Origin of the sequence: Pseudomonas sp. HMSC08G10 (assembly GCF_001808425.1) — a bacterium.
GTDB classification, from domain to species: Bacteria; Pseudomonadota; Gammaproteobacteria; order Pseudomonadales; family Pseudomonadaceae; genus Aquipseudomonas; species Aquipseudomonas guariconensis.
This window is the reverse complement of record NZ_KV793307.1, coordinates 41,178-54,908: the sequence shown is the minus strand read 5'-3', so window position 1 is coordinate 54,908 and position 13,731 is coordinate 41,178. Positions and strand designations below refer to the sequence as shown.

Annotated in this window: 14 protein-coding genes; 11 read left to right on the top strand and 3 right to left on the bottom strand. The window is 64.2% G+C overall.

Features of this window, described 5'->3' with window-relative positions; translation table 11 throughout:
- The 4 genes from HMPREF3173_RS12680 to HMPREF3173_RS12665 form a co-directional block, all read left to right on the top strand.
- A partial coding sequence (locus tag HMPREF3173_RS12680; RefSeq protein WP_256544479.1) for a glutamine synthetase family protein occupies nucleotides 1-981 on the top strand: 981 nt, incomplete at its 5' end.
- A gap of 147 nt (nucleotides 982-1,128) precedes the next feature.
- Entirely contained in the window at nucleotides 1,129-2,217 is a 1,089-nt protein-coding gene (locus tag HMPREF3173_RS12675) for a polyamine ABC transporter substrate-binding protein (RefSeq protein ID WP_070573514.1), read from the top strand.
- A 14-nt stretch (nucleotides 2,218-2,231) separates the two neighbouring features.
- Nucleotides 2,232-3,524: an NAD(P)/FAD-dependent oxidoreductase gene (locus tag HMPREF3173_RS12670; protein ID WP_070573512.1), complete on the top strand. Its 1,293-nt coding sequence runs from the start codon at nucleotides 2,232-2,234 to the stop codon at nucleotides 3,522-3,524.
- Nucleotides 3,525-3,712: 188 nt separating this feature from the next.
- Nucleotides 3,713-5,374, top strand: coding sequence for an alkaline phosphatase D family protein (locus HMPREF3173_RS12665; protein WP_070573510.1), 1,662 nt, complete (start codon nucleotides 3,713-3,715; stop codon nucleotides 5,372-5,374).
- Nucleotides 5,375-5,503: 129 nt separating this feature from the next.
- Here HMPREF3173_RS12665 and HMPREF3173_RS12660 read toward each other — a convergent pair whose 3' ends face one another.
- Complete coding sequence (locus HMPREF3173_RS12660; RefSeq protein WP_043210579.1) at nucleotides 5,504-6,880, bottom strand: L-serine ammonia-lyase; 1,377 nt, start codon at nucleotides 6,878-6,880, stop codon at nucleotides 5,504-5,506.
- 146 nt (nucleotides 6,881-7,026) lie between these two features.
- On the opposite strand from HMPREF3173_RS12660, the gene HMPREF3173_RS12655 reads away from it, so the two are divergent.
- From HMPREF3173_RS12655 to HMPREF3173_RS12625, 7 genes are all read left to right on the top strand, one after another.
- Nucleotides 7,027-7,965: a LysR substrate-binding domain-containing protein gene (locus HMPREF3173_RS12655; protein ID WP_070573509.1), complete on the top strand. Its 939-nt coding sequence runs from the start codon at nucleotides 7,027-7,029 to the stop codon at nucleotides 7,963-7,965.
- 109 nt (nucleotides 7,966-8,074) lie between these two features.
- Entirely contained in the window at nucleotides 8,075-8,992 is a 918-nt protein-coding gene (locus HMPREF3173_RS12650; RefSeq protein WP_070573508.1) for a DUF72 domain-containing protein, read from the top strand.
- Complete coding sequence (locus HMPREF3173_RS12645) at nucleotides 8,989-9,762, top strand: endonuclease/exonuclease/phosphatase family protein (RefSeq protein WP_043210585.1); 774 nt, start codon at nucleotides 8,989-8,991, stop codon at nucleotides 9,760-9,762. The genes HMPREF3173_RS12650 and HMPREF3173_RS12645 overlap by 4 nt, the downstream gene beginning before the upstream one ends.
- On the top strand, nucleotides 9,759-10,961 hold the full coding sequence (gene clsB, locus HMPREF3173_RS12640) for a cardiolipin synthase ClsB (protein ID WP_070573506.1): 1,203 nt from the start codon (nucleotides 9,759-9,761) through the stop codon (nucleotides 10,959-10,961). The genes HMPREF3173_RS12645 and clsB overlap by 4 nt, the downstream gene beginning before the upstream one ends.
- Nucleotides 10,961-11,920, top strand: coding sequence for a lysylphosphatidylglycerol synthase domain-containing protein (locus HMPREF3173_RS12635; RefSeq protein WP_043210588.1), 960 nt, complete (start codon nucleotides 10,961-10,963; stop codon nucleotides 11,918-11,920). Before clsB ends, HMPREF3173_RS12635 begins: the two co-directional genes overlap by 1 nt.
- Nucleotides 11,921-11,948: 28 nt before the next feature.
- Complete coding sequence (locus tag HMPREF3173_RS12630) at nucleotides 11,949-12,377, top strand: hypothetical protein (RefSeq protein ID WP_070573505.1); 429 nt, start codon at nucleotides 11,949-11,951, stop codon at nucleotides 12,375-12,377.
- A 90-nt stretch (nucleotides 12,378-12,467) separates the two neighbouring features.
- Nucleotides 12,468-12,845, top strand: coding sequence for a Rho termination factor N-terminal domain-containing protein (locus HMPREF3173_RS12625; RefSeq protein WP_043210592.1), 378 nt, complete (start codon nucleotides 12,468-12,470; stop codon nucleotides 12,843-12,845).
- Nucleotides 12,846-12,880: 35 nt separating this feature from the next.
- On the opposite strand, the gene HMPREF3173_RS12620 is transcribed toward HMPREF3173_RS12625, so the two are convergent.
- Nucleotides 12,881-13,111, bottom strand: a complete 231-nt coding sequence (locus HMPREF3173_RS12620) for a metallothionein (protein WP_070573502.1) — start codon at nucleotides 13,109-13,111, stop codon at nucleotides 12,881-12,883.
- 2 nt (nucleotides 13,112-13,113) lie between these two features.
- A complete protein-coding gene (locus HMPREF3173_RS12615) occupies nucleotides 13,114-13,581 on the bottom strand; it encodes a phosphotransferase system, HPr-related protein (protein WP_070573500.1) in 468 nt (155 codons plus the stop codon).
- Nucleotides 13,582-13,731 lie beyond the last annotated feature (150 nt).

Here is a 13,731-nt window from a genome sequence, read left to right as displayed (position 1 = left end):
CTGTACGCCGACAAAGGCTGGCAGCCGATCGTCGCACCTGAGATGGAGTTCTACCTGACTCAGCGCTGCGAAGACCCGGACCTGCCGCTGCAAGTCCCACTGGGGCGTTCGGGGCGTGCCGAAAGCGGCCGCCAGTCGTTCTCCATCGACGCGGCCAACGAATTCGATCCGCTGTTCGAAGACGTCTACGACTGGTGCGAAATCCAGGGCCTGGACCTGGACACGTTGATCCACGAAGACGGCCCGGCGCAGATGGAAATCAACTTCCGTCACGGCGACGCACTGGATCTGGCCGACCAGATCACCGTGTTCAAACGCACCATGCGTGAGGCCGCGCTCAAGCACAACGTCACTGCCACGTTCATGGCCAAGCCGATCACCGACGAGCCGGGTAGCGCCATGCACCTGCACCAGAGCGTGGTCGACATCGCCACCGGCAAGCCGATCTTCGCCAATGAAGACGGCAGCATGAGCGAGCTGTTCCTGCACCACATCGGCGGCCTGCAGAAGTACATCCCCAAGGTGCTGCCGATGTTCGCGCCGAACGTCAACTCGTTCCGCCGCTTCCTGCCGGACACCTCGGCACCGGTGAACGTCGAGTGGGGCGAGGAAAACCGCACCGCAGGCCTGCGCGTACCGACCTCCAGCCCCGAGGCCATGCGTGTGGAAAACCGCCTGCCGGGTGCCGATGCCAACCCGTACCTGGCGATTGCCGCGAGCCTGCTGTGCGGGTACCTGGGCATGGTCGAGAAGATCGAGCCGAGCGCGCCGGTGCAAGGCCGCGCCTACGAGCGGCGCAACCTGCGCCTGCCGATCACCATCGAAGATGCCCTGCAGCACATGGAAGACTGTCAGACCCTGCACGAATACCTGGGACGTCAGTTCGTCCAGGGCTATGTGGCGGTCAAGCGCGCCGAGCACGAGAACTTCAAGCGTGTGATCAGCTCCTGGGAGCGTGAGTTCCTGCTGCTGAGCGTCTGATTCCTGCCACGCCTGTGGGAACGGGCATCGGTGAGTGCGCCATCGCATTCACGGGTGCCCCCGCTCCCACAGGGCTACGCGCTGCCCCTGAGCCAGTGCAACCTTTGTTACACCGCATTCAAAGAACAAGACCAACGAGGTGTCGACATGCGTCATTTGCAAGCCCTGATTCCCGCTGCATTCGCCCTGGTGTTCGGCGCCGCCGCCCAGGCCCAGCCGAGCGTCAGCGTATACAACTGGACCGACTACATCGGTGACACCACCCTGGCCGACTTCCAGGCCAGCAGTGGCATCAAGGTGGTCTATGACGTGTTCGATTCCAACGAAACCCTCGAAGGCAAGCTGTTGGCCGGACGCACCGGCTACGACGTGGTCGTGCCGTCCAATCATTTCCTGGCCCGCCAGGCCCAGGCCGGCGCCTTCATGCCGCTGGACCGCGACAAACTGCCGAACTGGAAGCACCTGGATCCGGTGCTGCTCAAGCAACTGGAGCAGAACGACCCGGGCAACCGCTACGCGGTGCCCTACCTGTGGGGCACCAACGGCATCGGCTACAACGTCGAGAAGGTCAAGGCGGTGCTGGGCATCGACAAGGTCGACTCCTGGGCCGTGCTGTTCGAGCCGGAGAACCTCAAGAAGCTCAAGCAATGCGGCGTGGCCTTCATGGACTCGCCTGACGAACTCTTCCCAGCCGTGCTCAACTACCTGGGCATGGACCCGCGCAGCGAAAGCGCCGCCGACTATGCCAAGGCCGAAGCGCGCCTGATGCAGCTGCGCCCCTATGTCACCTATTTCCACTCCTCCAAGTACGTCTCGGACCTGGCCAACGGCGATGTCTGCGTGGCCTTCGGCTACTCGGGCGACGTGTTCCAGGCCGCCAGCCGCGCGGTGGAGGCCAAAAACGGTGTGAAGATCGCCTACAGCATTCCCAAAGAAGGCAGCAACCTGTGGTTCGACCTGCTGGCCATCCCCAAGGACAGCAGCAACCCCGAGCAAGCCCTGGCCTTCATCAACTACCTGCTCGACCCGCAGGTGATCGCCAAGGTCAGCGCCACCGTCGGCTACGCCAACGCCAACCCGGACGCCAAGGCCTACATGGACGCCTCCCTGGTCCACAACCCCGAGATCTATCCGTCCCAGGACGTGCTGGACAAGCTGTATGTCTCCAGCACCCCGAGCCCCAAGATCATGCGCGTCATGACCCGCTCCTGGAGCAAGATCAAGTCCAACCGCTGAGCCGAGCACGAGCCATGCCTACTACTCAACACACCGCGTCCTACTACGCTGCCACCGCACGCAGCTCGACGCCCTACCCCACGCTCGAAGGCGAGCTGAGCGCAGATGTCTGCGTGGTCGGCGGCGGCCTGACGGGGGTCAACACCGCGCTGGAGCTCGCCGAGCGCGGCCTTTCGGTGATCCTGCTCGAAGCCCGGCGCATCGGCTGGGGCGCCAGCGGGCGCAACGGCGGGCAATTGATCCGCGGCATTGGCCATGACGTCAGCGGCTTCGCCCGCTACGTCGGTCAGGACGGCGTGCGCTACCTCAAGCAGGCCGGCATCGATTCGGTGGAGCTGGTGGCCGATCGCATTGCCCGCTACGGCATCGAGTGCGACCTGCGCTGGGGCTTCTGCGAACTGGCCAACACCCCCGCGCAGTTCGCCGCCTTCAAGGATGAGCAAGACGATCTGGCCGCGCTGGGCTACCGCCACGAAACCCGCCTGGTCGGCCCCGAGCAGATCCACGAAGTGGTCGCCAGCGACCAGTACGCCGGCGGCCTGGTGGACATGGGCTCGGGTCACCTGCATCCGCTTGACCTGGTCCAGGGCGAAGCTCGCGCGGCCCAGCAACTGGGCGTGCGCATTTTCGAGCAGAGCCCGGTGCAGCGCATTGAGCACGGCCCCACCGTGACCCTGCACTGCGCGCGCGGCAAGGTACGCGCCAACAGCCTGGTGCTCGGCTGCAACGCACACCTGGACGAGCTGGAACCACGCCTGAGCGGCAAGGTGCTGCCGGCCGGCAGTTACGTGGTCGCCACCGAGCCCCTGCCCGAACACGTCGCCAAGGCGCTGATCCCGCAGAACATGGCGCTGTGCGACCAGAAGGTCGGCCTGGACTACTACCGTCTTACCGCCGACCGCCGCCTGCTGTTCGGCGGCGCCTGCCACTACTCCGGCCGCGATCCCAAGGACATCGCGGCCTACATGCGGCCCAAGGTGCTCAAGGTGTTCCCGCAACTGGGCGAGGTGCGCATCGATTACCAGTGGGGCGGCATGATCGGCATCACCGCCAACCGCTTCCCCCAGGTCGGCAGGTTGAACCAGCATCCCAACGTTTACTACGCCCAGGGATATTCCGGCCATGGCCTGAATGTCACCCACTGGACCGCGAAACTGCTGGCCGAATCCATCGCCGTGGGCCACAGCCAGGGCCTTGATGTGTTCAGCGCCGTGCCCCATCTGACCTTCCCCGGCGGCAAGGCCCTGCGCTCGCCGCTGCTGGCCCTGGGGATGCTGTGGTACCGGTTGCGGGAAGTGCTGGGTTGACCGCCCTCTAGGGCCCCGCAGAACAGGTGCAGGCCTGGTCGACTTGCACCCGATCTGTGGGCTTGCCCACGACGTGGCGGGACTATGGGCATTGAACAATGGCATGACACCGGCCAGTTCCGGAACAAGCGAAACGGCAAAACTCGGCTTTACTGGCCGGTAACACCGTGAGAACCCAGGATGGATCCATGCCCCTGCTTGACCCCACCTCCAACGAAAGCAAATACCCCAAACTCTCCAGCGCCGCCTTGATCGGCGCCACCACACCCAACAGTACCCGCCTGTGGGTACGCCTGTACCGGCCCGGCACCTGGTACCTGGCGGTCACCACCGAGCCGATGCGCGGCGACATGGTCCGCCTCGGCGAGTTGCCCGTCCCTCGGTACTTCAAAGACCAAGGCGTCACGCCTGTTTATCTGCAGGCCAAGACGCTGGACTTCGATACCGATGTCACCGGCGTCTTCGACGTCACTGGCCTGAAGCCCGGCACCACCTATTACTACGCGCTGATCAGCGACGAAACCGACGCCGGCAAGGTCGGTCGGCGCACCGAGATCGGTGGCGACCGGCCGCGCTTCTTCGTGACCCCTCCGAAGGCGTCCGACACCCTCACCTTCGGGTTCTATAGCTGCCACGACCCGATCAGTGCCGACGGCAGTGCCGGTGCCTGGCCGCTGATGCATCAGCAACTGGCCGACCAGCGCGCCAGCTTCGTCATCGGCGGTGGCGACCAGGTGTACGTGGACACCAACAAGAAGAACGGCTTCCTGGATATCTGGGAATGGCTCAAGGACAACAAGGACGCGCTGCTACAGGCGTACAGCAAGGGCAAAGGCAAGGGTTACGACAAGGCGGGCATCGAGCGCTACCTATGCAACCTTTACCGCTGGTTCTACCGGGTCTATTGGAACGTGCCGGCCCAACGGGAGATCTATGAACGCCTGCCCCAGTACATGATCTGGGACGATCACGAAATCATGGACGGCTGGGGCTCGCTGACCAAAGTCGAACGGCGCAAGCGCATCTCACTGCTGTTCGAGCGCAGCAACAACACCACGACCAACCAAATGCTGGTGGATCTCATGTGGCGCGCCGCTTGCCGGGTGTACTACGAGTACGAGCACAGCCACAACCCACCCACGCCGATCGACCTGGACAATCCCGACGCCTGCCAGTGGGACTATGCCTTCGAGCAAGGCCAGTCGGCGTTCTATGTGCTGGACATGCGCGGCCATCACGACATCGAGGCCAAAGACCCCTGCAAGTTGCTTGGCAGCGAGCAGATGGCGCGCTTTGCCACCTGGCTCAAGAGCGCACCGGTGCAAAAAGCCGACGCAGTGTTCGTGGTGTCACCGGTGCCGGTCATGCACTGGCGCAATGCCGTGACCAACTATGCCGACATCGGATCGTTCAAGGACGATTGCATGGACGAATGGGACCACGAGAGCAACCAGGCCGAACGTAAACGCTTGCTGGATGCGGTGTTCGAGGCCCTGGGCAACAGCAGCAAGCCGGTGGTGTTCCTCAGCGGCGATGTGCATTGCGCGGCGGTGTTCCGCTTGCTGCACAAGCGCTATCCAGCGGCCAAGGTGTTCCAGGTCACCTCCAGTGCCATCTCTCGCATGCCGGCCCCTGGCGTGCTGAAGCTCGCGATCAGCGCAGGCGGCAGCATGCCCGGCGTCAAGGACATCGTCTGCGAGCGCTGGTACGCCATGGCCGGCTCGAAGAACTTCGCCATGCTTCAGGTGCGGCCGTCGCTGGACGGTAGCCAGACCGAAGTGCTGGTGGAACTGCACTGGCCGGGCGGGGATGACGGGGAGCTGACCAAGCGCCGGGTATTGCTCAAGTAAGCCCGTACCTGGGAGAGCGAACGGTCGCAGGTAAATCCACGCCCACCGGGATTGCGCCGCTCTCAAGGCTTGCGCAATCCCTGTGGGAGCGGGTTTACCCGCGAATAAAGGATGGATGCAGGGTCTGCCTCAGCACTCGACAAACGCCACGGCCAGCCCGCCGCGGGAGGTTTCCTTGTAGTTGGCATGCATGTCAGCCCCGGTGTCGCGCAGTGTGCGGATCACCCGGTCTAGGGAGATGAAGTGCTCGCCGTCGCCGCGCAGGGCCATCTGTACCGCGTTGATCGCCTTGACTGCGGCAATGGCGTTGCGCTCGATGCACGGCACTTGGACCAGGCCACCGACTGGGTCACAGGTCAGCCCCAGGTTGTGCTCCAGTGCGATTTCGGCGGCATTCTCCAGCTGCGCGGGCGTAGCGCCGAGCACTTCGGCCAGGCCCGCGGCCGCCATGGAGCAGGCTGAGCCGACCTCGCCCTGGCAGCCGACTTCCGCGCCGGAAATCGACGCGTTCTTCTTGCACAGGATGCCCACCGCCGCGGCCGCCAGCAGGAACGCGACCACATCGTCATCGCAGGCGCCTGGGTTGAATTTCATGTAGTAGTGCAGAACCGCCGGAATGATCCCCGCCGCGCCGTTGGTGGGCGCGGTGACCATGCGCCCGCCCGCGGCGTTTTCTTCATTGACCGCCAGGGCATACAGGTTGACCCACTCCATGGCGCTCAAGGTCGAGCCGATGACATTGGGCTTGCCCAGCTCCTGCAGGCTGCGGTGCAGCTTGGCGGCACGGCGCTTGACCTGCAGCCCGCCTGGCAGGATGCCTTCGTTGCGCAGGCCGTTGTTCACGCATTCGCCCATCGCTGCCCAGATCTTCAGCAGCCCCTCCCGGACTTCGGCCTCAGGCCGCCAGGCACACTCGTTGGCCATCATCAGCTGGCCAACGCTGAGTTGGTGGGCCTTGCACAGGGCCAGCAGCTCAGCCGCGCTGTTGAATTCATAGGGCAATTTGACCAGGTCGGTATCGCCTTGGGGCGCATCGATTTCGGCCTGTTCGACGATGAAGCCACCGCCGACGGAGTAATAGGTCTGGGAGAACAGGCTGCCCTGTTCGGTGAACGCCTCCAGGCTCATGGCATTAGGGTGGTAAGGCAGGCTCTCGTCGAGCAGCAGCAGGTCCCGGGCATACTCGAACGCTACGGGATGGCTGCCATCGAGTATCAGACACTGCTCCTGCAACACCTGTGCGATGCGCGGCTCGATGCTCTGCGGATCGATGCGATCTGGCCATTGGCCCATCAATCCGAGCAAGCAGGCGCGGTCGGTGGCATGGCCGACGCCCGTCGCCGACAGCGAGCCATACAGCCGCACCTCGACCCGCGTCACCTGCGTCAGCACACCCCGTTCGCGAAGCGCCTGGGCGAAAGTCGCCGCCGCGCGCATCGGGCCCACGGTGTGGGAACTGGACGGGCCAATACCGATTTTGAAGAGGTCGAAAACACTGATAGCCATGCTAATACCTGGGCGCGACGGGGTGTTCAGCCGTCGACCGCCCCTCCGCGAAAATTGAACGAGACTGCGATATTGCGTGATACTGACTCGTCCGTCGGGTAATGACCAACGAAAGTTCCTAAGCAAGGCTTTAGCAAGGCTAAACGATGAATCGACAACTCAATGGCCAGACGTTCGTCTGGCTGCATGTGTTCTCCTGCGCGGCACGGCATCTGTCGTTCACCCGCTGCGCGCAGGAGTTGCACATCACCCCCGGTGCCGTGAGCCAGCAGATGCGCCAACTGGAAGAACGCCTGGGCTATCGGTTGTTCCTGCGTCGGGCTCGGGGCGTGGAGCTGAGCGCTGAAGGCCAGCGCCTGGCGCAGACCGTGGCCGAGGCCTATGGCAACATCGAGGCCGAACTGCTGCGCCTGGACGCCGGCGAAATCCGCGGCACCCTGCGCCTGCGTTCGATCCCCTCGTTCCTGGCCAAATGGCTCACCCCTCGCCTGCCCCGCTTCCAGCAGCGCTATCCGGACATCGAATTGCGCCTGGTGGCTGAGGACAGCAACCAAGCCCTGAACCCAGAGGATTTCGACCTGGCCATCGACCTCAACGATGGCAGCTACCCCGGCATGCTCTCGACACCCCTGCTCGACGAGCAGATCTTTCCGGTCTGCTCCCCCGCCCTGCTGCGTGGCCGCCCGCCGCTGCATGGCCCAGCAGACCTTGTGCACTACCCGTTACTGCACGACATCACCGCCTGGCGTGGCAGCTCGGAATATGCCGAATGGGAGTTCTACCTCGAAGGCATCGGCGCAGGCAGCCTGGATGTGCGCCGTGGGCACACCTTCAATCGCAACCACTTGACCATCGAAGCCGCCATCGCCGGCGTCGGTGTGGCCATTGCCCGGCGCACCCTGCTCAACGACGAGCTGGAGCGGGGCGCACTGATCGTGCCCTTCGGCGTGCCGATCGCCAACCACAAGCGCTACATGCTCCATTACCCGCCTGGCGGGCTGAGCCAGCCAGGCGCACGCGCCGTGCATGACTGGCTGGTCGAAGAAGCCGAAGGGTTCCGCGCCCTGCACCCTTTGCTGAGCTAGCGTGCGCCACTCGTCAAACATCCTGAACCCTCGCCAGGGCTTGCCGGTCGCACATCAAGAGTGATGCGGCACACGTCGCGCAAAACCACCCTGAGCGAAGGAAGGCACCGTGAGCGATATCCGTATCGGTATTTCCGGCTGGCGCTATGGCCCATGGCGCAAGGACTTCTACCCCAAAGGCCTACGTCAGGACGACGAACTGGCGTTCGCCTCGCGTGCGGTCAACAGCATCGAGATCAATGGCTCGTTCTATGCCCTGCAAACGCCCGAGCGTTATTGCAACTGGCGCGACGAGACACCTGATGACTTCGTCTTTTCGGTCAAAGCGCCGCGTTACATCACCCATGTACGCAGGCTCAAGGACATCGAAGAGCCGCTGGCCAACTTCTTCGCCTCAGGCCCATTGTTGCTGGGCGACAAGCTCGGCCCGGTGCTTTGGCAGTTTCCTGCGAGCATGAAGTACGACGAAGCACGTTTTGCCGATTTTTTCCAACAGCTGCCCCACGACCGCGCCGCAGCATGTGCCTGTGCCAAACACTGCGCCGAACGCCTGCGCGACAATGGCGGCACCGATATCGACGGCAATGCACCGCTGCGCCACGCGGTGGAGATCCGTCACCCGAGTTTTCTCTGCGAAGGTTTCGTCGAGTTGCTGCGCGCCCACAACGTGGCGCTGGTGGTGGCCGACAGCGCCGGCAAGTGGCCCTATGCCGAGGACGTCACCGCCGATTTCGTCTACATGCGCCTGCACGGGGACGTGGAGCTCTACAGCAGCGGCTATACCGCCCGAGCCTTGCGGCGCTGGAAGACACGCATCCTGGCCTGGAGCCAGGGTGGCCAGCCCGATGACGCCGAGTTGATCGTCCAGCGCGCGCCGCACAAGCGAGCCTCGCGGGACATCTACTGCTATTTCGACAATGACCAGAAAGTCCATGCCCCCTACGACGCCCGGCGGCTGCTGGAAAAGCTCGGCCTTGCCGGCGAGCTGGTGACCGAGCCCGGGGTGGAACCGGAGGTCGAACTGTGAACAAGACCATGCCTGCTCCCCGCTGCATCATCGACAAGGTCACTGCCGTGCGCCAGCTGAACGTGCTGACGATCAACGTGCACAAAGGCTTTACCCTGTTCAACCGGCGCTTCATCCTGCCCGAACTGCGCGAGGCGGTGCGCGCCACCGGTGCCGACCTGGTGTTTCTCCAGGAAGTCCACGGCAGTCATCAGCACCACGCCGAGCGACACCCCGCCTGGCCGGTGACGCCGCAATATGAATTCCTCGCCGACAGCATGTGGCCGCAGTTCGCCTATGGTCGCAACGCGGTTTACCCCCACGGCGACCACGGCAACGCGTTGTTGTCCAAATTCCCCATTACCCGCTACCACAACCTCGACGTCTCCATTGCCGGCAACGAACAACGCGGCCTGCTGCATTGCCAGCTGGAAGTGCCCGGGCACGAAGAGGTGCATGCAGTGTGCGTGCACCTGGGGCTGCGCGAGGCCCATCGGCAGAACCAGGTACGCCTGCTGCTGGAGCTGCTCGACAGCCTGCCGCCTGACGCCCCGGTGATCGTTGCCGGGGATTTCAACGACTGGCGGCGCAAGGCCGATGCGCTGCTCTCGCAGCGCCTGGTGGAGGCGTTCGGTACACCCGCCCGCAGCTTCCCAGCGCGCCTGCCATTGCTGCGCCTGGACCGCATCTACTTGCGCAACGCCACCTCGAGCAAAGCCCAGGTGTTGTCCAAATACCCGTGGTCGCATCTCTCCGACCACGCCCCACTCGCCGCGCAGATCAGCCTATGAAGCGGCCTTGGGTGGATGGCAACCAGGTCGAGCTGCTGATCAACGGCGAGGCCTACTACGAACGGGTGTTCCAGGCCATGACCCAGGCCCGGGAAGAGATCCTGCTGGAGACCTTCATCATCTATGACGACAAAGTCGGCCAACGGCTTCAGCAGGTGCTGATCGATGCCGCCCGGCGCGGTGTTCGCGTGGAAATCGCCGCCGATGGCTACGGCACGGCCGATCTGCCGGACGCCTTCATCTCGGCGATGACCGAAGCCGGTGTCCGCTTTCATGCCTTCGACCCACAGCCTCGCCTGGCGGGTATGCGCACCAACCTGTTCCGCCGCCTGCACCGCAAGATCGTCGTGATCGACGGTGAGCGGGCGTTCATCGGCGGCATCAACTACAGCGCCGATCACCTGGGCGACTTCGGCCCCATGGCCAAGCAGGATTACGCCGTGGAGGTCACAGGCCCGGTGGTCGCCCAGGTGCATGCGTCGAGTCGTCGTTTGTTGTCCCCGGTGCTGGAACCACCGAGCCAGGTGCGGCCGGTCACCGACCCTTGCGGTCCGGCCAGCGCCGTGCTGGTGGAGCGCGACAATGGCCGCCACCGCAACGACATCGAGGCCTACTACCTCGAAGGCTTTCGTCTGGCGCGTCAGCGCATCGTGGTGGCCAATGCCTATTTCTTCCCCGGTTACCGCTTGATGCGCGAGCTGCGCAATGCCGCCCGGCGTGGCGTCGAGGTCAGGCTGATCCTGCAGGGCCAGCCTGACATGCGTTGGGTCCGGGCCTTGTCGCGTCTGCTGTACAACTACCTGCTGCGCGACGGCGTGAAGATCCACGAGTACTGCCAGCGCCCGCTGCATGGCAAGGTCGCGCTGGTCGACGACCAGTGGGCCACGGTGGGTTCGAGCAACCTCGATCCGCTGAGCCTGTCGTTCAACTTGGAAGCGAACCTGCTGATCCGCGACCGCGCCTTCAACCAGCGGCTTTACCAGCACCTTGACGAACTGGCCCATCAACACTGCAAGGCGGTGACGCTGGAGCGCATGGTGCGGGGCTATTGGTGGCGGGCACCGCTGATCTTCCTGTGCTTCCACGTGATCCGGCGTTTCCCGAAGATTGCCGGCTGGTTCCCTGCCCACCGCCAGAAACTGCAATCGCTGACGCCGGGCGCGCAGGCTTCAGGCACCTATCACGAGGGCAACACCTGATGGAACGCAAAGCCTGGCACACCTGGGGCAAACGCCTGCTGACCCTGTTGTTCGTCGTCCTGATACCCGTGCTGCTCTACAGCCTTGCGCGCAACCTGGACTGGAACGAAGTGCGCCAGTCGCTGTTGGCCTACAAACCCGGCACCTTGGCCGTGGGGCTGGTACTGGCGTTCACCAGCTACCTGGCGTTCGCCAGCTATGACCTGCTGGGCCGCGCCTACACCGGCCACCACCTGCCGGCGCGCCAGGTGTTGCCGGTGGCGTTCGTGTGCTACGCCTTCAACCTCAATTTCACCACCTGGGTGGGCGGCGTGGCGCTGCGCTATCGGCTGTACAGCCGGCTGGGCCTGGACACACCGACCATTACCCGAATCCTCACCTTGGGCCTGTTGACCAACTGGGTCGGCTACATGCTGCTGGCCGGCAGCGTGTTCGCCCTGCGCTTGGTCAAGCTCCCGGAAAACTGGGCGGTAGGCGCCACCGGGCTACAACTGATCGGCATCGCCTTGCTGGCTCTGGCGCTGGGCTACTTGCTGGCCTGCGGCTTCGCCAAACGCCGCACTTGGAGCCTGCGCGGCCACGAGCTGACCCTGCCCTCCCTGCGCCTGGCGCTGTGCCAGGTGGCCTTGGGCATGAGCAACTGGGCGTTGATGGCGGCGCTGATTTACTGGCTGCTACCCCATGACCTGTTCTACCCATCGATCCTTGGCATTCTGCTGATCAGTTGCGTGGCTGGGGTGGTCGCGCACATTCCCGCCGGGCTCGGTGTGCTCGAGGCGGTATTCCTCGCGCTGCTGCATGGCCAGCTCGGCCAAGGCAGCCTGGTGGCCGCACTGCTGGGTTATCGCACCCTTTACTACCTGATTCCCTTGTTGTTGGCGTTGGTCATCTACCTGGTGCTGGAAAAACGCGCCAAGACCCTGCGCCAACGTGGCAAGGCCGCCTTGCGCAAGACCTGACGAAGGCCCCCGGGCCGGGAGGTGTCCGATGCGTTTTCCCTTTGTGCTGTTGATGTTCGCCAGCCTGGCCAGCACCCAGGCGCTGGCCGAGGCCTGCGACGTGCTCACCCGCTCCTCCAGCGACGCGGTACAGCCGGTGGCGCGGCACACCTGCTACAGCTACAGCAACATGCCCGCCGAAGCCATCGCCTGGTCGTGCAGCAACGAGAGCAAGGACATGCTCAGTACCCAGAAGCGCTCCGTCGCCCGCTGCGCCGATGGCAGCGTCGGTAGTTGCATCGCGCCGCTGACTCAAGAGTCGCTGGCCAACCCCAACGCTGCCGGGCGCGACCAACCTTCGACACGCCCGGCCCTGCCCAAGGACGCCCGAGTGATCACCTACTACTACGACACACCGAGCCTGGGCCAGGCACGCGCCGACTGCGAACGCCATGACGGGATCTGGCAAACCCATTGACCGTCGGTCGAAACCGAGGAACGACGGGGCTTGGCGAGCGTTCAGCCGTAGTAGTCGACAGCGATTTCCAATACCAGGGAGATAACCGCCATGCCACGTGGAGACAAAGACAAATACACCGACAAACAGAAACGCAAGGCCGAGCACATCGAGGAAAGCTACGAAGCCAAGGGCGTGTCCAAGGACGAAGCCGAGTCCCGCGCCTGGGCCACGGTCAACAAACAGTCGGGCGGTGGGGAGCGCAAGGGCGGCTCCGGCCAGAAGAAAAGCCCTCAGGCCAAGCAAAAGTCCCGTGAATCGTCGGCCAAACGCGCTGCGGCAACGCGCCGTGGCGTGCCTCGGCCTGGGCAGCAGTTGGAAGACATGACCAAGACCGAACTGATGGACCGAGCGCGCAAGCAGCACATCCCGGGGCGCTCGACCATGCGCAAGGCTGAGCTGATCGACGCGTTGCGGCGGGCGGCCTGAGCAAGGGGGCCGCCTGGCGGCCCCCCCCACGACGGTCAAGGCGAGATCGGATCGCTGGCCGGGAAGGTTTCGTCCAGCGCGTTATCCACGTTGGTTTCCTTGGGCTGGACCATCTCGGCACAGTTGCAATCGGCCATGCGGCATGGCTCGCCATTGCGGTGGCCGGTGGCGCAGGCTTGGCAGCAGTAGGCTTTGTCATCCTGCAGGATCGCATTGGCATCCACGGTGCAGGAACAATGATTACAGGCACAACGTTGCTCGGTCATGGTCAGCTCCTTTCATCGTCTTCATCGATCGGCGAAACCTCGTCGGTCCATGGCTCGCCATCCAGGGGGGCGGAGCGGGCCAGTTCGGCCTCGTCCAGGCCAATGCCACCACCGATCTCGTGCTCTTGCACCCTGCGCAGGGTCTTGTCTGCCGGGTCGCCGGCGCCGGGTTCGTGCGGGTCACGGGCGCCGGTTTGGTCGTAGAGCGTGTCCGGGCTCAGGTCGTCGAGGGTGACGTTGTCTTCATGGAGGCTGTCGCTCAGGGCTTCGCCGCCGGTCATGCCGCTTTCGGCCACGCGTTCTGGTGGGTACTCCTGGGCGACTTCTTGGGCCGGACGCTCGTCCCCCGCGCGGCCTTCGCGCTCGTCTTGGCGGTCGCTGAAATCCAGCTCACGCACACTGCCCATCCGGTCCTCGGTGTCGTCGATTTCAACCGGGGTCCTGGTTTTCGGATCGTCTGGCTGGGGCATCTGGGCTCTCCGTCAGGTGGGTTCATGCGGTCGACTGCCGGGGCCGGACAATGATTCAGACTTTCTGCCCGGCGGCGCAGTCGCGGTAAAAAATCTGAACTCTCAAGCGCGACGCTCCCTCCCACCTCTAGAGACCCGCGAACCCTCCGG